This window comes from Cryobacterium sp. TMT2-10, from assembly GCF_004403075.1.
GTDB classification, from domain to species: domain Bacteria; phylum Actinomycetota; class Actinomycetes; order Actinomycetales; family Microbacteriaceae; genus Cryobacterium; species Cryobacterium shii.
In genome coordinates this window covers 16,344-31,526 of sequence record NZ_SOGW01000014.1, presented here as the reverse complement: position 1 = coordinate 31,526, position 15,183 = coordinate 16,344, and the positions used below count along the sequence as shown (strand labels likewise).

The following is a 15,183-nucleotide window of genomic DNA, read 5'->3' as shown; positions in this document are numbered from 1 at the left end:
TGTTGTGGGGGCATCACGTCTCGGCGCCGTTTCGCCGCGTCGAGGCTTCAGGCGCCGCCAGACATTGGAGCTGCACCATGCAACCGACCGCAGACGCCGAGACGTCCCTGATCATCATCCTGTCGGCCGTCAGCCTCCTCGGCGTCGCGGCCGCCTACCTCCGTCGCCGCTTCGGACAGCGCGGCGCCGCGGGCCGGGGCGCCGTGATCGCCCGGTACGAGGTGCCGACGGGCTACAACCTGCTGGAGGCGGCCGACCTCGTGAATCGGCCGACGACGGCCGTCGCCGCGCAGCTGGTGAGCCTGGCGGTGCGCGGCAAGGTGCGCATCCTCGCCTTCCCGGTCAGTGCCGGCGGAGGCGCCTACACGCTGCAGCTGCTGACCGTGAAGGGCGTGCACACCCTGGAACGCCAGCTGCTCGAGGCGCTGTTCCCCGGACTGGCGGTCGGCGGCGTGCGCGAACTCGGGGTTACCGACCGGGCGCTGGCGGCCCAGCTGCGCTCCTGCCCCAGGGCGGCGAGGGACCTGGTTACGGCCCGCGGCTGGCGGGCTCTGATGGTCGGCCGCGGCGGCAAGCTGATCGTCATCGTGATGGCCGCCGTGCTGCTGCCGACCCTGGTCATCTTCGGTGCGGTGGTGCAGAGCGCGGGATCCGGCCAGCTCGGCAAGGTGGTTCCGTTCGTCGGCATCGCCGCGATCTGCATCTACCTCGCCAACCGTTTCGCCGCGGCCACGCCGCAGCTCACCGAGGCGGGTGCCGAACAGCGCGACCATCTCAAGGGTCTGAAGATCTTCCTCGGGCTCGCCCAGGCAGACCGCGTGCGGCTGGTGCAGAGCGCCGACGACGCGCCGCCGGCTGTGAAGACGGATGCCGCCGGCGCACCCGACACCGTCGAACTGGTTAGGCTCTCTGAGAAGTTGCTCCCCTTCGCGGTGCTCTGGGGCGTCGAGCGCGACTGGGCCAGGGAGCTCGTCGTGCTCTACGAGCAGGGTGCACCGAAACCGGGCTGGCTCATGTTGCAGGGCGATTTCAGCGCGACCGCCTTCAACGCTGCCGTGACCGGACTGATCGGCTCGGTCGCCAAGTCCGCCACCCTGCCCGGCGGTTCGCCCGCCAGCCGCTGAGGGGTCCCAAATCGACTTTCCCGGGCCTCCGGAAGGTCGATTTGGGACCCCTCAGGCGAGTTCGACGGCCGGGACGGGGAATCCTCGAGCCTGCAGCCTGACCCGTTGACCCCGGGCGCTCCCGCGCGCACACTGTCACGAGCAGTGCCGGGCCGGCCGACGCCGGCCGCGGGCACCATCGAGCGCAGGGAAGTTGGCGGGATGCAACGAATCGTCGGTGACGCACGTGACGCACGTGACGCACGTGACGCACGTGACGCACGTGCCGAACGTGACGCGGGTGCCGCATGACCGAGCGCAACGTGAGGCCCGTGGGCGACTCCGCCCGGGCGGCCGAGGGCATCAACTCGTGGCGCACCCTGTATCTGGTGGCGGGCGGCGCATCCGTCGGCTTCATCCTGTTGCTGATCGCGGCCATCACACTGGACACCGTGTCGCCGCCACCGGTCGACGGCGGCGCGGAAACGCTCGAGTTCATCGCGACGAACAAGTCGGTCTACGTGGCCGAGCAGGTGCTCTGGCTGCTGCCGAACATGCTGGCGGTGCTCACCTTCGTGGCCCTGTTCGTGGCGCTGGCGCCGACAAATCGTAGCCTGGCTCTGATCGGCGCGGTGGTCGGCGGCCTGTCCTGGGCGTCGTTCCTGGCCATCCCCGTCACCAGCCGGGGCTCGCTCACCCTGGTCTACCTGAGCGGCCGCCATTCGGAGGCAACCTCAGACACCGAGCGTGCGCGCTTCGCCACGGCAGCGGAGGCGATCCTGGGAGAGAACAACACCCCGGCCATCGTCGGTGTGCTGTCCGCGGCGGGCATCCTGCTCATCTCGCTGGCGATGCTGCACAGCGCTCTGCCGCGCTGGATCGGCTGGCTGGGAGTGGCCGCCGGGGTCTTCGGCGTCGCCGGTGAGGCGCTGCGGCAGGTGGTTCCCTCGTTCTATCTGGGCTACGGCCTGCTGATGCCGGCCTGGTTCCTGGTGGTGCGCATCGCCCTGGTGCGGCTCGGCCTGCGCACGCCGCGGTGACAGCTGTTTCCGCGGCGCGCGCGTGCTGCGCCGTTTCGCTGGCAGTACGCCACGCGCAGAGCGGCGCACCTGGCGCGTTCGAGCAGAACAGACGGGCGACGGATGCCGCGCCGCGGCCTACTCGGCGTCGCTCGGCACTCGCACGGTGAGGCTGCCGGGCTCCACCCAGGTCTTGAGCGCGACGGCGGTGCCGTACCCGTCGCCGTCGAGTTCGATCTCTTCCGGGCGGTGCAGACGCAGGATGAGCTCCTTGCCGGTGGCGTAGTTGAGCGCGTCGACGTCGCCGGTGCGCAGCTTGCGCCCGAGCGCGGTGCGGCTGAGTACGCCGTTCTCCCAGAGCACCTTAGAGAGGATCTGGATCCAGCCGCCGAGGCCCTTGGGCTTCATCACGACCACGTCGAAGGCCCCGTCGTCGAGGGCCGCGTCGGGGATGAGTTCGATGCTGGCCGGCAGCGACCCGCAGTTGCCGATCATGACCGTGTGCGCGCGCAACGACTGCTCGGGCTTGCCGTCGAGGCGATACCGGAAATTCAGCTCGCTGTCGTCCTTGCCGACGGCGACCAGGGCCTTCACGTAGGCCAGCCAGCCGGCCTTCGCCTTGAGGCCGTCGTCGGTGTTGGCGAGCATTTTGGCGTCCAGGCCGAGCCCGGCCATCACCAGGTAGACGTGCTTGTCGACCGACCGGTCCGCCCGCTCGATCTTGATCCGGCAGACGTCGATCGCCTTGTCCTTGCCGGTGAAGGCGGTGTGCAGCGAGTGCGCGGCGTCGTCGAGGGTCAGCTTCAGGTTGCGGGCGAGCAGGTTGCCGGTGCCCGACGGCAGCAGGGCCAGCGCGCACTCCGTGCCGGCCACCTCTTCCGCGACGGCGCGCACGGTGCCGTCGCCGCCCGCCACGATGATGACGGATGCCCTCGCCTCGATCGCCTTCCGGGCCGGGCCCTGCCCCGGGTCCTCCTCCGACGTCTCGAACCACAGCGTCTCCGGCCAGCCCGCGGCGGTCTGCTCGGCCGCGACGGCGGCCTTGAGGTCGTCGAGGTTCACCTTCACCGGGTTGTAGATGACCGCGGCGAGCAGGCTGTCGGTCGCCGATTCGGTCGGGGCGTCGTTGTGGAGGTCGGTGGTCGTCATGGGGTCCGTCCGTTCGGGGAAGCGAGGTCAGGTGTTTCATTCTGCGAACAAGTCACTCTAGTAAGACGGATGCCGCCGCCCATTCGTCACGCCCTATCGGGCCGGGGGAGGGTCTTCCCAGGTGCAGACCGCCTCCTTATGCTGGCACCGAACGGGCTCGAATCCCCGGAAAGCCCCGCAATTCCACCCGCGTTTCCTATCGCCTATGAAGCCAGGAGGCACCTATGAACCCCGATCGCCTGCCGAAACCACCGGCCGAGCCGTGGCAGACCGTGAGATATGTCGGCCGCAGCGTCGCCGCCACAGGGATGCTGCTGGCTCGGCGCCGCGTGCACCTGCCCCGGCAGAGGGTGGGGCGCCGGCTGCCCTTCACCGACGGCAGCGAGGCAGTCGTCTACCGCGAGACGATCGTCGATCGCGGGCCGACCCTCCACCCAACGGTGCTGATCGTCGCGTTCCGGCTGCGCGTGCTCCGAAGCGACTCTGCCCATGCCCTGTTCCGCGCCGAGAGCATCCTGAGCACGCCCCTGTGGTCGGATTCCCCGGTTACGTGTCAAAACTGTGGCTGACCAACGACGCGAACGGCGTCTACCGCGGCATCTACGAGTGGGACGGCCCGGAACGCGCGGAGAACTACGCGCACACTCTGGCGGGTGCTGGCGCTGGGCAGCGTGCCCGGTTCGATCCGTTACCGGGTGCTGCCGGGCATCCGTCGGGACGATTTTCTGGCCAATCCCGTTCTGGCGACGGATGCCGGCGCCCCGGCCCCGAGGTCGGCCGGCGAAGCCTGATGGCTGCCCGCGCAGCCCGTGCCGGCGATGCGGTGACCGGGTGCTGCGGTGACGGGCCGCCGCGGTGACCGGGCCCTGCAATGACTGGGCCCCGCGGTGACTGACCGGATCGTCGACGTGCTGGTCGTCGGGGCCGGCACCACCGGCCTGGCCCTGGCGCTGCAGGCGCACGACCACGGCGCGCGCGTGCGCATCATCGAACGCCGCCAAGACCTGTTCCGGCCGTCCCGGGCCCTGCTGATGCACCCGCGCACGCTCGAGGTGCTGCGGCCGCTGGGGGTGACGGATGCCCTCCTCGCCCGCGGCGACACCGCAGCCGAGGTTCGGCTGCACCTGCGCTCCCGGGTGGTCGCCGTGGCTTCCCGGCAGCTCGACCTGCCGGGAACCGCCTTCCCGCACCTGCTGGTGATCCGGCAGGCCGACGTCGAGGCCGTGCTGGCGCAGGCGCTGGAGGAGCGCGGGGTGCGGATCGAGCGCGGCGCGGAACTGGTGGGCTTCCGGTTGGAGAACCGGCTGGCGCTCATCCGCCGGGAATCGGGGATCGAGGCGGCGGCGTACCGCTACCTCGTCGGCTGCGACGGCGCCGCGAGCCTCGTGCGCGGACGGGTCGGCGCCTGGCGCGGCGGCGACTATGCCCAGGAGGTGGTGCTCGCCGACCTGGGCCTGCAGTCCCGGTCCGACGGTGACGGGGCTGCCGCCGACACCCTCGACCCGGGCAGCGCCCACGTCGTCGCCGCACGCCGCGGACTGCTGTTCCTGTTCGCGAACGGTGAGCGCGCCCCCTGGCGCATGCTCGCCACCCGCCCCGCCGGCCCCGCCCCGCTGCCGTTCGGGCAGCCCGGACCCGCAGTCCCGCGGGCCGAGCTGCAGGCCCTGGTCGACGAGGCCGGCCTGCCCGCCACGATCACGGATGTCGCGTGGTCGGCCCAGGTGCGGCTGCAGCACCGGCTGGCCACGCATTTCCGGCGGGGGCCGTTCTTCCTCGCCGGGGACGTCGCCCACCTGCACTCCCCGGCGGGCGGGCAGGGCATGAACACGGGCATCCAGGACGCCCTCAACCTCGGCTGGAAGCTGGCCTTCGCCGCCGGCCAGGTCCGCCCGAGCCCGGTGCTGCTGAACTCCTACGAGCGGGAGCGGCGCCCGGCCGACCAGCTCGTGCTGCGCGCGACGCACGCCGTCCCAGTTCCGGATGAACTACCGGGGCAGCCCGCTCTCGGTCGATGCGGCAGTGCCGGCGAAAAACCAGCAGCTTCCGCGTTCAGGGCGGGTCCCGCGCCCCGGGTCGCGGGTCGCCGACACCGAGGTCACCTGCGCGGGGGAGCGGGTGCGGCTGCACGCCCTCCTCGCGCGCCCCGGAGTGCACATCCTGCTGCAGGCCGGTGCGGCCGATCCGGGCCTGGCGCCGCAGGGCGGGGGGCCGACGGATGCCCGCATCCACCTGCACCGCCTGACCGACCGCCCCGGAACCGGCGTGCTGATCGTGCGCCCCGACGGCTACGTCGGGTTCCGCGCGGCCACGGCCGACCCGGACCCGATCCTGGAGTGGCTGGGCCTGGTCGGCCTCCACCCGGGGCGCGGGTGACTCTTCCGGGGGGCACGGGGCGCGGGTACGCTCACCAGCGGTTGCCGCGGAGCCGGCCGACGGCATCCGTCACGTTCACTGACGCACTATCAACCACCGACGCACTATCAACGGAAGGGTCGCTTCGATGCCCCCCAGGACAGCCACGACAGGCACGAAAATAAGCACGGATGCGCGCGCCATAGCCCGTCGAACGGGCACCCTGCTCGGCGGGATGCCCTACCTGAGGTTCGGCACCGGCACGCCTCTGGTCGTGTTGCCTGGATCCGGCCAGAACAATGAACCGACGGTCGGCTTCGAGCGGATGTTCGTCTCCCAGACGCTGATGCCGCTCGCGGCCAACCACCGAATCCTGCGGCTGACCTCGCGCCCCGGCCTCGACCCGAACTCCACGATGAAGGAAATCGCCCGGGACTACGCCGACGCCCTGCGCCTGGAGTTTCCGGGGCCGGTCGATGTGATGGGGATCTCGACCGGCGGGAGCATCGCCCTGCAGCTGGCCGCCGACCACCCGGACGTGGTGCAGCGACTGATCGTGGTCTCCGCGGCCTACAAGCTGGGGCCGGTGGGCAAGGAGGTGCAGTCGCGTGTCGCGGAGGAGGTGGCGGCGGGCCGCCCGCGCCGGGCCGGGCTCGAGATGTTCCGCACCCTCGGCACCTCGGCGTTCACCCGGTGGCTGTCCGGCGGAATGGGATGGCTCCTGGGCCCGGCCATGCTGGGCAAGGCGACGCCCGACATGATGGCCATCATTCACGCCGAAGACGGCTTCAACCTGCGCGACCGGCTCAGCGAGATCGATGCGCCCACCCTGGTGGTCGGCGGCGACCGGGACGGCGGTTACCCGGTCGAGCTGTTCCGGCAGACGGCGGCGCTGATCCCGAACGGCCGTGCGATCGTGTACCCCGGCCAGGGGCACATGGTCGTGACCAGTGAACCTCGCCTGATGCAGGACGTGCTCGAGTTCCTCGACGGCTGGTCGCCGAATACGCCGGATCCTGCGCCATGATTGACGCATGATGGGTGGCGACTTCGACCGAACGGATGCCCTGCTGGCCGACATCCGTGATCTCGTGCGTCGCGCAGAGCTCATCACGCGTCGCGGCCGCGAGTCGTTCGTCCACCCGGCCCGTCCGGCCGGCCCGGCCGACCTGGCCCGTCGGCTCGAGGGGCGAGCCATCGTGATCGACGTTCAGACGGCCGTCCAGGCACTGCCCACGGCGTACCGCGATCGGTATCCGCTGGTGGCCTGGGAGAAGCTGCGGTTCCTCGCCGACTACCTCGCGGCCGCCCCCGACGTCGACTACGAGCTCGTCTGGGACGCCCTGGCGGAGGACCTGCCGGGGCTGGTCCGCCAGCTGGGCATCCGCTAGGCGAAAGCATCCGTTAGGCGAAAGCACCGAAAGCAGAAGCACTCGGACGCGACATCCGGGATCAGCGCAGCGGGAACACGATCCGGGTCTGCCACTTGGCGGGGTCCGGCTCGGTGTCGGGGCCGACCAGGCATTCCTCCCACATGTCCGGGGCCAGGTCCAGCTTCTGCTCCAGGAGCCACGTGCTGAGTTCGCCATAGGTCTGGGTGAGGGTGTCATAGGAGCCGGTGTGGATGGCCTCGATGGCCGGGCCACCCGGCAGCGTCTCGACGACCACCAGGGGTGTCGGCGTGACCGGGTGGGCCACGGGGAAACCCGCCGTCACGTCCACGGTGTCGGTGGGCATGCCGTGGTACATCGAGATCGGCGGACCGGCCGGGAAGGCGCCCTGCTTGCCCAGTTCGGCGGCCGCGGTGCCGAAGGCCCGCCCCATGAACTCGCTCATCGCGGTCATTTTGATCGTCTCGTGCACCCCGACCAGGGTGCGCGGCTCGAGTTCGACTCGTTCATGGGGTCCTCCAGGGCGGCGACAACGGATGCCGGCCTCGACCGAGGCCGACGGCACCCAATGTAGTCCCCGTTCAGGGCCGTCAGTAGGGCCCGCCGTGAGCCGCGTCTCGTTGACAGCCACCGCGGGGCGGCGTTACTTTGGTGGGGAATTCGCATAGGAGGCCGTCGTGCCCGATAGCTTGATTCCTCAGTTGATGACTCGCCTGCAGGGGCGGGTGATCACCCCTGTGGACAGGGACTACCAGATCGCCCGCCTCGTCTACAACAACCTGGTCGACAAGAGGCCCGCGGCCACTGTGCGCGTCTCCGGTGTCGACGACGTCGTCGGCGCCGTCAGGATTGCGCAGGAATTCGGTGTCGATCTCGCTATTCGCGGTGGCGGCCACAGCGCATCGGGCTTCGGCACCTGTGACGGCGGGATCGTCATCGATTTCGCCGACTACGACCGGGTACGAGTGAACCCCGTGACCGCTCGGGCGCGCGCGGAGGGCGGCGCCCGCTGGGCGGGCTTCAACCACGCCACTCATGCATTCGGCATGGCCACCACCGGGGGCCTCGACGGCGCGGAGGGAATCGCCGGGCCGACCCTGAGCGGCGGGATCGGCTACCTCGCCCGCAAATACGGTTTGAGTTGCGACAATCTGCTCTCGGCGGAGGTCGTGATCGCCGACGGGACCGTGCACACGGCCAGTGCGATCGAGAACGAGGACCTGTTCTGGGCCCCGCGGGGCGGCGGCGGCAACTTCGGGGTCGTCACATCGTTTGAATACCGGCTGCATCCGGTCGACATGGTGCACGCGGGCGTGATCTTCTACTCCATCGATGATTCCCGGACGGTGGCGGAGTTCTACCGGGAACACCTGGCGAGCGCCCCTAAGGAGTTCAGCGCGTTTCTCGGGTTCCACCTGTGCCCGGCGGCGTCCTACCTGCCTTCCGAACGGCACGGCGAACCGATGTGCGTCGTCGCGGGCATCTGGATCGGGGACCCCGCGGGGGGGGGGAGGCACGCTGGCAGCCCTACCTGGATGTCGCCCCGGTCGTCGGCGCCATGGTGCAGCGGATGCCCTAACGCCGAAGCCAACACGGTTTTCGGCGGGGGGCTGCGCTCGGGCCTGCACGTCTACGGGAAGGCCAACTTCCTGCCCGAGCTCAGTGACGGGGCCATCACCGCGTATCTGGACTTCGGCCGGATGGTGCCCACCCTGGACACGTCCGTTCATATCCATCCCATCGACGGTGCCGTTCAACGCGTCGGCCCGGAGGAGACGGCGTTCCCCTACCGGCACACGCGGTTCTCGCCGACGATCGCGTGCATGTGGGACGACCCCGCCGACAGCCAGGCGAACATGAAATGGGTGCGTGACTTCTGGACCGCGCTGCGGCCCTTCTCCGAACCCGACCGCTACATCCATTTCAAGGATTCGGAGGACCAGGTGCGCATCGCCGACACCTTCCGGGTCAACTACGACCGGCTGGCCACGGTCAAGGCGAAGTACGACCCGGAGAACGTCTTCCACCTCAACGAGAACATCAAACCGGTCGTGCCGAGATTCAGCACCTTCCACGATTCCACCACCTGATTCCGGCGGTCGTCCCGACCCGTCCTCGTCGTGGAGGAAGGCCCGATCAGGAGAGCGCCGGGATGATCGCGCCAGAGAAGACCTGCCAGGCCAGTGCGGTCTTGGCGACCAGGCTCAGCGTGATGTAGGCGCGCTCGCCGCGCAGGTATTCGCGCCAGCCGCCCACCTGCTTGTACTGCAGCACCTGGTTGACCGCGAACGTGTTGAAGAAGAGGAACAGCGAAATGATGATGCCGTACACGAAGGCCGGCGGCTCGGCCTCGCTGGTCGACCCCGGGGCGATGAAATAGATCAGGATGACGATCCACGGCACCACGCCCACCATCGCCCCGAAGATGAACGGCAGGAAGTTGCCGTTGCCGGGCGTCTCGTACTTCTCCTGCAACGCCCCGAACATGATCATGGCGGCGTTCACGGCGAAGATCGAGAAGAGGGCCGCGACATCCGTGATGCCGGTGATCTGCGCGATCAGCCAGATCATGATCGACGAGCTCAGGGAGTACTCGACCCAGCGGAAGTAGTTGTGGTTCTGCCGAAGTCCGGTCGCGTAGCGGGCGAAGAACCAGGGCGAGGAGATCAGGAAATGGAAGAAGGCCGACAGGGCCAGGAATGCCACCACGCCGATGCCGACGTTGACGTCGAACAGGGTCACGCGTTCGGGCGGCAGCGGAACCCCGGGAGGCCCGGCCAGGTAGTCGGCGGTGACGGCGAAGGTGACCTGGTCGCTCAGGAGAGTGAGGACATAGGCGAACCCGATCGCCTGCACCAGATGCAGGGAGCCGGCCACGATGTTGTACGCCCTGAGGCGGGAGATCGTCTGATCATCAGTGCGCACCTTGCGGGCCATCGGGGACTCCTTCACGGGTGGATGAGGCCGAGAATAGCAGGGCGTATTGTCGTTGCCCAGAAGGCGCGATGGACGTCTCAGACCACGCCGAGAGGCAGGTGGTCTCCGGCCGGCAGCTCCACCCGGATCGGGTCGCCGGGGGTGACCGTGCCGCCGCTGACGACGATGCCCATGATGCCGGCCCGTCGGGTCACCCGGCCCGCGTCATCCGTTTCGATCAGGGTCTTCATCAGGCCGCGCTGCAGCCCGTTGATCAGGGAACACGGGTTGCGCATGCCGGTGACCTGCACGACGGCGTCGGCACCGAGATGCAGCCGGGTGCCGAGGGGGAGGCCGAGCAGGTCGAGGCCGCGCGTGGTCACGTTCTCGCCCAGCTCGCCGGGCGCGAGGGTGAACCCGGTCTCGGCCAGGTCGTCGAACAGTTCCGCGGGCAGCAGGTGCACCTGGGTCAGGTTGGCCCGGCCGGGATCCTTCCGCACCAGGTAGCGGTGCGCGGTCGTGGCGCCGGCATGCGCGTCGCCCTCGACGCCGACGCCGCTGATCAGACGGATGTCCGGCACGACCGGCTTGCTGAACCGGTGCCGGTCGTCCCGGCTGACCGAGACCACCGCCCCGCGCGCATCCTGCATCATGTCCCCGAGTCTCGCATACGCCCGTGTTCGGTCAGCCGAGAATTCACTTAGACGATGTGGATTTTTTCCGGCGCAAACGTAGGCTGGCTTCGTGAAGGTCATCAGCTACAACCTCCGTAAGGACCGCGCGAGCGGCGAACTCATCGCTTTGTCGGAGCGCTACGATCCCGATGTCCTCTGCCTGCAGGAATGTGACACCCGCGAGCTGCCCGAAGAGATCGGCCTGCTGCACCTGGCCGATTCGACCGTGCGCAACCGGCTCGGCCTGGCGATCTACTACCGCAAGGACCGCTTCACGGCGGAACACACCAAGACCTTCGCGCTGAAGAAATCCCTGCATGACCGGCTGCTGACGCCCGCGCACGAGCGGCTGATCGGCACCCGGCTGACGGACCTCGCCGAGAACCGCGAACTCGTCGTCGCGTCCTTCCACGCCGCACCGCTTACCGCGCTGAACTCCCTGCGCCGCAACCAGATCCGGTCGGCCCACGAGGAGCTGAACATCCTCGGTCCCGGCCTGCCGACCCTGATGGTGGGCGACTACAACTACCCCATCTTCAAAGGCCACCTCGGCGACCAGGTGAACCAGTCCGGCTACGACCTCACCATGAGTGACACGCGCACCTACACCCGGTACAAGTTCTTCCGCGGGCACTTCGACCTGGCGACCTCCATCGGCCTGACCATCGAGAACGTCGAGACGCTGCCGATCGGCGACTCCGACCACATGCCCATCCTCGTCACGTCGTCGTACAGTGACGAACCCGTCAACCAGACGAACGTCCCGGCCAGCCTCGCCGAGTCGGAGCGGGCCCCGGGCGGCGACTTCAGTATCTGAGCCGGGGCCGGGGTCCCGCCGACGGCGCCGACCCTCCTATCGCGCCTATCGCGCCTGAGCGATGATGGCCTGGGCGATGGCCTTCGAATCGCTGGAAATCGACGAGACAAAGATGGCGTCCGCGCCGAGCGAGAACCAGAGGTCGCAATTCGGGCGACCAGCAACGCAATTCGACACGGCTTTCTCGCTTCCCGTCTGACCCATCAGCCGGTCGAGGTGCTCGTCGCTGTTCGGTCCGAGCCCGGCAGCAATGCGATCCACGATGGCTGCGTTGTCGAGCGCGAGAACGAAACTCGCCCTCGCGTCGAACCCTGCCTCCGCAAAACAGTCCACAAACCCCGCATCTGTGAGGGCCACGCTGTCGAGCGAGACGATGTCCGACGGCAGAGCGGCCGAGTCGGCATACTCACCAACGGTTGCCACTCCGAGCGCGGTGGCCAGCGCCGGAGCCTTGAGGAAGCTCGAGCAGGGCTCCACCAGAGGATCGCTCGCACGAGCCGGCGTCGCCGGCCAGTCGAGCTGCGCCGGAGTCGCGTTCGCAATGGTTGAGAACACGGCCGAGGCCGCCGGGTTGAGCTTCGCGAAGATATCCTCCTGCGACGATCCGACCAGGCTGTCTCCCACGCCGAACCCTGGATCGTGCACCATGACGCTCACCCAGGCGGAGCCGATGGGCGCCGTGGCCTTGCAGCCGGGATCGCCACAGGACTGCGCTCCGTCGAACACCGCGAACGGTGTTGTCGCCGTTGTTCCCGGTCCGTCGCCGAACGTGTACGAGGTCCATTTCTCGGCGGCGCCGGGCAAGACCTCGACGTCGAGCCAGGGGACCCCGGGTTCGCCGATGATTTTCGAGTAGCGGCCCTGGGACCCATCGGCCAGCCAGGCGCAGCGAATCCCTCCGGCTGCGGTCGATGCGGAGTCGTGCGGGGTGGGGTAGGACAGGAGACTCGCAAAATCGCTGGGTGTCGACGGTGACGCGAGGGCCGCATCCACGTCTGGCCCACCAACGAGTTCGGCACAGGTCAGGGGTGCGGCGGCCGCCGGAGTCGAGGCGGGAGCCTCACCGGCGCCGGGACCGGCCGACGAGCAGCCGGACAATGCAACGAGCGCTCCCGCGACCACAACGGCCGCACCCCAAGACAGTCTCATGGGCCGAAGCTATCAGCGCTTGGACCGGAAGCGGGACAGGTCGCGAGAACAGCCTGGCCCCGGCTAGCGCGATCCGCCGCGGGACCAGAGGAAGTGGGCGCGCACGGACAGTGCGCCTCCGATCAGGAGGGCCACCCCCGCGACCGACAAGAGCACGGTCAGGAACCGGTTCGCGGTGACCGCGTTCAGGATGACCAGCGCCACCGAGAAGGTGCTGAAGCTGAACCCGGCGATCGCGCAGGTATTGAAGGACCAGTTCTTCACGGGTTCGATGTCCAATCGGGTGGGAGACGTTCACAGCAACCGAACCAGGCTCGGGTGGCGGCCGGAATCGAGTCTGGCACACTCCCGTGGGCCGAACCCGAGCAGCCCGCAATCCCCGCCCGGCGCCTACCGGAAGCTCTCCGGCAGCACCACATTGCCGGGCGCCCCGCGAAACAGCGGCCCGATCTGCGCGGGCGTGTAGCCCGCGATCCCGCACCCGATCTCGGTGACCAGAAACCGCAGTTCCGGATGCTGCCCCGCGAACTCCAGAAACGTCGCCACCTCCGCCGCGATCACCTCGAGCCCGCTCATGGTGTCGATCGCGTAGGACTGGCCGTGCAGGCCGTGGCCTTCGCCCCAGACCGCGCCGAACTTCTCCTGCGCCGTCGCGGCCGCTCCGCCGAGGTGCATCCCGGTGGCATTCGATCCGAAGACGAAGACTTCGTCAGACGCAAGCTCGGTGATCATCATGCCCCGGAGTGTAGCCGGGACCTGCCCGCTGGCGTCGATCAGACCACGGGGTCCATCGAGTTGAGGTGGCAGGCGTCGTTCCACATCTGCAGCACCCGGGTCTCGCGTTCCCAGCCGAGGGTGGACACGGTCGCCGTGCCGAGGCTGAGGTGCCGCCCCGCGGCCGCGGGCAGACCCATCCAGCGGGCCGTCATGATTCGCAGAAAGTGCCCGTGGGCGAACACGGCGACGGGGCCGGGGGCGCCAAGGCAGCGTTCGATGGCGGTGTCGGCCCGCACGCCGACATCGTCGACGGTTTCGCCGCCGACGATGGGAGAGGTCCAGACCGACCAGTCGGGCTCCGCCTCGCGGATGTCCGCGGTCGTGCGGCCCTCGAAGACGCCGTAATCCCACTCGAGAATGTGTTCGTCGGGCATGCCCTTGCCAGCATATCCGGCCCGCTGCATGGTCTCCCAGGCTCGTGTGAGGGGGCTCGACAGCACCAGCGAGAAATCGCGGCCCTGCAGCATGCCGCCGAGGGCATCCGCCTGCTGTCGACCGAGATCGGTCAGCGGGATGTCGGTGCGCCCGGTGTGCCGGCCGGAGATGCTCCACTCGGTTTGCCCGTGCCGCACCAGCACGATGTCGTTCTTCCGGGCCGTCGGCATCATGTCAGGGCACCAGCAGGATCTTGCCCACGTGAACGGATGCTTCCAGCCGCCGGTGGGCCTGGGCGGCATCGTCGAAGGAGAAACGGCTGTCGATCACCGGGCGGAACCGGCCGGATGCGACCCAGGGCCAGACATCCGTTCTGACGGCCTGCATGATGGCGGCCTTCTCCTCGAACGGGCGGGAGCGGAGGGTGGTGCCCCAGTACCGGCCGCGTTTCTGCATCAGGTGGAACGGGTTGAAGATGGCGTCTTCGCCGCTCTGGTTGGCGATCACCATGATGCGCCCGTTCAGGGCCAGGGCGGCCACGTTGCGGGCGGCGTAGGAGCCGCCGATGATGTCGAGGATCACGTCGGCGCCGTGCCCCCCAGTCGCCGCGGCAATCTCGGCCGGGAAATCCTGCTCGCGGTAGTTGATCAGGATGTCCGCGCCCAGGTCCCGGCACACCGCGAGCTTCGCGGCCGACCCGGCCGTCACCGCCACCCGGGCACCGGCCAGCACGCCGAGCTGGATCGCCGTGGTGCCGATGCCGCTCGCGCCGCCGTGCACGAGCAGGGTCTCCCCGGCAGCCAATCCTGCGCAGAGGAACACGTTCGACCACACGGTCGCCAGGGCTTCCGGCAGGGCGGCCGCCTCGACGAGGTCCGTCGAGTCGGGGACGAGCAGAGCGAGGTCTTCGTGCACCACGGCCTCGGTGGCGTAGCCGCCGCCGGCCAGCAGGGCGCAGACCCGGTCGCCGACCTGGAACCGTGAGGCCTCGGCGCCGGTCCCGGTGACCGTGCCGGACACCTCCAGCCCGGGCCACTGCGGCGCCCCGGCCGGCGAGGGGTAGCTGCCCAGCCGCTGGGCGACATCCGCCCGGTTGACGCCGGCCGCGGCCACCCGAATCCGGATGTCGCGGGGCCCGATGGGCAGGTCGGCCACGGTCGTGAGGGTGAGGGTTTCGGGCCCGCCGGGGGTGTCTACCAGAATCGCGCGCATGCGTGCCATCCTACGAGCGCCGACCGTGACCTTTCCGGTCGAGAGTGACCGGCGGAACGGGCGCTCTCGACCGGAAAGGTGACATGACGGGGCAGATCGGGGACCCGCCGCCGGGCGACTGGGCGGATCCCGGGAACAAAACTACGATGGTCAGGGAGTCTCCTCGTTCGACCGCCGACACCAGCCGGCGCGTCGCGTTCACGGCTCGACCATCCGCAATGACGCGGAGATCACATATTTGATGGAGGC

At 69.2% G+C, this 15,183-nt stretch carries 19 protein-coding genes and 1 pseudogene; 11 read left to right on the top strand and 9 right to left on the bottom strand.

All coding sequences use genetic code 11. The features are described from left to right. Positions 1-77: 77 nt before the first annotated feature. Positions 78-1,124, top strand: a complete 1,047-nt coding sequence (locus E3T37_RS01455) for a DUF2207 domain-containing protein (RefSeq protein ID WP_134365078.1) — start codon at positions 78-80, stop codon at positions 1,122-1,124. Between the two features lie 287 nt (positions 1,125-1,411). Next, entirely contained in the window at positions 1,412-2,143 is a 732-nt protein-coding gene (locus tag E3T37_RS01450) for a DUF4386 family protein (RefSeq protein WP_166787134.1), read from the top strand. 117 nt (positions 2,144-2,260) lie between these two features. On the opposite strand, the gene E3T37_RS01445 is transcribed toward E3T37_RS01450, so the two are convergent. Further along, positions 2,261-3,271, bottom strand: coding sequence for a diacylglycerol kinase family protein (locus tag E3T37_RS01445; RefSeq protein ID WP_134365077.1), 1,011 nt, complete (start codon positions 3,269-3,271; stop codon positions 2,261-2,263). Between the two features lie 224 nt (positions 3,272-3,495). On the opposite strand from E3T37_RS01445, the gene E3T37_RS17100 reads away from it, so the two are divergent. The 6 genes and pseudogenes from E3T37_RS17100 (at position 3,496) to E3T37_RS01425 (ending at position 7,014) form a co-directional block, all read left to right on the top strand. Next, entirely contained in the window at positions 3,496-3,840 is a 345-nt protein-coding gene (locus tag E3T37_RS17100; RefSeq protein ID WP_198415930.1) for a hypothetical protein, read from the top strand. 84 nt (positions 3,841-3,924) lie between these two features. After that, the gene (locus E3T37_RS17095) at positions 3,925-4,062 is read left to right on the top strand and encodes a hypothetical protein (RefSeq protein ID WP_198415929.1); all 138 of its coding nucleotides are present in this window, start codon (positions 3,925-3,927) and stop codon (positions 4,060-4,062) included. A gap of 96 nt (positions 4,063-4,158) precedes the next feature. After that, positions 4,159-5,169: pseudogene (locus tag E3T37_RS17755) on the top strand (FAD-dependent monooxygenase); the annotation flags it as partial. A gap of 82 nt (positions 5,170-5,251) precedes the next feature. Beyond that, positions 5,252-5,644, top strand: coding sequence for a hypothetical protein (locus E3T37_RS17750; RefSeq protein ID WP_370292161.1), 393 nt, complete (start codon positions 5,252-5,254; stop codon positions 5,642-5,644). 127 nt (positions 5,645-5,771) lie between these two features. Next, a complete protein-coding gene (locus E3T37_RS01430; protein WP_134365076.1) occupies positions 5,772-6,650 on the top strand; it encodes an alpha/beta fold hydrolase in 879 nt (292 codons plus the stop codon). 7 nt (positions 6,651-6,657) lie between these two features. Further along, positions 6,658-7,014, top strand: coding sequence for a hypothetical protein (locus E3T37_RS01425; protein WP_134365075.1), 357 nt, complete (start codon positions 6,658-6,660; stop codon positions 7,012-7,014). A gap of 61 nt (positions 7,015-7,075) precedes the next feature. Here the strand turns inward: E3T37_RS01425 and E3T37_RS01420 are convergent, their stop codons facing one another. Next, complete coding sequence (locus E3T37_RS01420) at positions 7,076-7,579, bottom strand: GyrI-like domain-containing protein (protein WP_241978716.1); 504 nt, start codon at positions 7,577-7,579, stop codon at positions 7,076-7,078. Between the two features lie 112 nt (positions 7,580-7,691). On the opposite strand from E3T37_RS01420, the gene E3T37_RS01415 reads away from it, so the two are divergent. Beyond that, a complete protein-coding gene (locus tag E3T37_RS01415; RefSeq protein WP_241994519.1) occupies positions 7,692-9,104 on the top strand; it encodes an FAD-binding oxidoreductase in 1,413 nt (470 codons plus the stop codon). A 46-nt stretch (positions 9,105-9,150) separates the two neighbouring features. Here E3T37_RS01415 and heR read toward each other — a convergent pair whose 3' ends face one another. Both heR and E3T37_RS01405 read right to left on the bottom strand, forming a co-directional pair. Continuing rightward, complete coding sequence (gene heR, locus E3T37_RS01410; RefSeq protein ID WP_134365074.1) at positions 9,151-9,951, bottom strand: heliorhodopsin HeR; 801 nt, start codon at positions 9,949-9,951, stop codon at positions 9,151-9,153. A 77-nt stretch (positions 9,952-10,028) separates the two neighbouring features. Next, positions 10,029-10,583, bottom strand: a complete 555-nt coding sequence (locus tag E3T37_RS01405; protein WP_370263745.1) for an MOSC domain-containing protein — start codon at positions 10,581-10,583, stop codon at positions 10,029-10,031. 91 nt (positions 10,584-10,674) lie between these two features. Between E3T37_RS01405 and E3T37_RS01400 the strand changes: the two genes are divergently transcribed. After that, the gene (locus E3T37_RS01400; RefSeq protein ID WP_134365073.1) at positions 10,675-11,421 is read left to right on the top strand and encodes an endonuclease/exonuclease/phosphatase family protein; all 747 of its coding nucleotides are present in this window, start codon (positions 10,675-10,677) and stop codon (positions 11,419-11,421) included. 45 nt (positions 11,422-11,466) lie between these two features. On the opposite strand, the gene E3T37_RS01395 is transcribed toward E3T37_RS01400, so the two are convergent. Then, on the bottom strand, positions 11,467-12,069 hold the full coding sequence (locus tag E3T37_RS01395; RefSeq protein WP_134404901.1) for a hypothetical protein: 603 nt from the start codon (positions 12,067-12,069) through the stop codon (positions 11,467-11,469). Here E3T37_RS01395 and E3T37_RS01390 point away from each other — a divergent pair. Next, positions 12,068-12,277 (top strand): hypothetical protein, encoded by a 210-nt coding sequence (locus E3T37_RS01390; RefSeq protein WP_134365071.1) that lies wholly within the window; start codon positions 12,068-12,070, stop codon positions 12,275-12,277. The genes E3T37_RS01395 and E3T37_RS01390 overlap by 2 nt on opposite strands. A 356-nt stretch (positions 12,278-12,633) precedes the next feature. On the opposite strand, the gene E3T37_RS01385 is transcribed toward E3T37_RS01390, so the two are convergent. The 4 genes from E3T37_RS01385 to E3T37_RS01370 form a co-directional block, all read right to left on the bottom strand. Further along, positions 12,634-12,834 (bottom strand): hypothetical protein, encoded by a 201-nt coding sequence (locus tag E3T37_RS01385; protein WP_134365070.1) that lies wholly within the window; start codon positions 12,832-12,834, stop codon positions 12,634-12,636. A 126-nt stretch (positions 12,835-12,960) separates the two neighbouring features. Beyond that, positions 12,961-13,305: a hypothetical protein gene (locus E3T37_RS01380; protein ID WP_134365069.1), complete on the bottom strand. Its 345-nt coding sequence runs from the start codon at positions 13,303-13,305 to the stop codon at positions 12,961-12,963. 38 nt (positions 13,306-13,343) lie between these two features. Beyond that, on the bottom strand, positions 13,344-13,955 hold the full coding sequence (locus tag E3T37_RS01375) for a histidine phosphatase family protein (protein ID WP_241975846.1): 612 nt from the start codon (positions 13,953-13,955) through the stop codon (positions 13,344-13,346). 1 nt (position 13,956) lies between these two features. Next, positions 13,957-14,934, bottom strand: a complete 978-nt coding sequence (locus E3T37_RS01370) for an NAD(P)H-quinone oxidoreductase (RefSeq protein WP_134365068.1) — start codon at positions 14,932-14,934, stop codon at positions 13,957-13,959. Positions 14,935-15,183 lie beyond the last annotated feature (249 nt).

What these genes read in the sequence shown, in the direction of transcription:
- E3T37_RS17100 (WP_198415930.1), top strand. Translation starts at nt 3,496, where the DNA reads ATGAACCCCGATCGCCTGCCGAAACCACCGGCCGAGCCGTGGCAGACC.
- E3T37_RS01395 (WP_134404901.1), bottom strand. Translation starts at nt 12,069, where the DNA reads ATGGTGCACGATCCAGGGTTCGGCGTGGGAGACAGCCTGGTCGGATCG.
- heR (WP_134365074.1), bottom strand. Translation starts at nt 9,951, where the DNA reads ATGGCCCGCAAGGTGCGCACTGATGATCAGACGATCTCCCGCCTCAGG.
- E3T37_RS01380 (WP_134365069.1), bottom strand. Translation starts at nt 13,305, where the DNA reads ATGATGATCACCGAGCTTGCGTCTGACGAAGTCTTCGTCTTCGGATCG.
- E3T37_RS01450 (WP_166787134.1), top strand. Translation starts at nt 1,412, where the DNA reads ATGACCGAGCGCAACGTGAGGCCCGTGGGCGACTCCGCCCGGGCGGCC.
- E3T37_RS01370 (WP_134365068.1), bottom strand. Translation starts at nt 14,934, where the DNA reads ATGCGCGCGATTCTGGTAGACACCCCCGGCGGGCCCGAAACCCTCACC.
- E3T37_RS01405 (WP_370263745.1), bottom strand. Translation starts at nt 10,583, where the DNA reads ATGATGCAGGATGCGCGCGGGGCGGTGGTCTCGGTCAGCCGGGACGAC.
- E3T37_RS01390 (WP_134365071.1), top strand. Translation starts at nt 12,068, where the DNA reads ATGACGCTCACCCAGGCGGAGCCGATGGGCGCCGTGGCCTTGCAGCCG.
- E3T37_RS01455 (WP_134365078.1), top strand. Translation starts at nt 78, where the DNA reads ATGCAACCGACCGCAGACGCCGAGACGTCCCTGATCATCATCCTGTCG.
- E3T37_RS01375 (WP_241975846.1), bottom strand. Translation starts at nt 13,955, where the DNA reads ATGATGCCGACGGCCCGGAAGAACGACATCGTGCTGGTGCGGCACGGG.
- E3T37_RS01445 (WP_134365077.1), bottom strand. Translation starts at nt 3,271, where the DNA reads ATGACGACCACCGACCTCCACAACGACGCCCCGACCGAATCGGCGACC.
- E3T37_RS01430 (WP_134365076.1), top strand. Translation starts at nt 5,772, where the DNA reads ATGCCCCCCAGGACAGCCACGACAGGCACGAAAATAAGCACGGATGCG.
- E3T37_RS17750 (WP_370292161.1), top strand. Translation starts at nt 5,252, where the DNA reads ATGAACTACCGGGGCAGCCCGCTCTCGGTCGATGCGGCAGTGCCGGCG.
- E3T37_RS01425 (WP_134365075.1), top strand. Translation starts at nt 6,658, where the DNA reads ATGATGGGTGGCGACTTCGACCGAACGGATGCCCTGCTGGCCGACATC.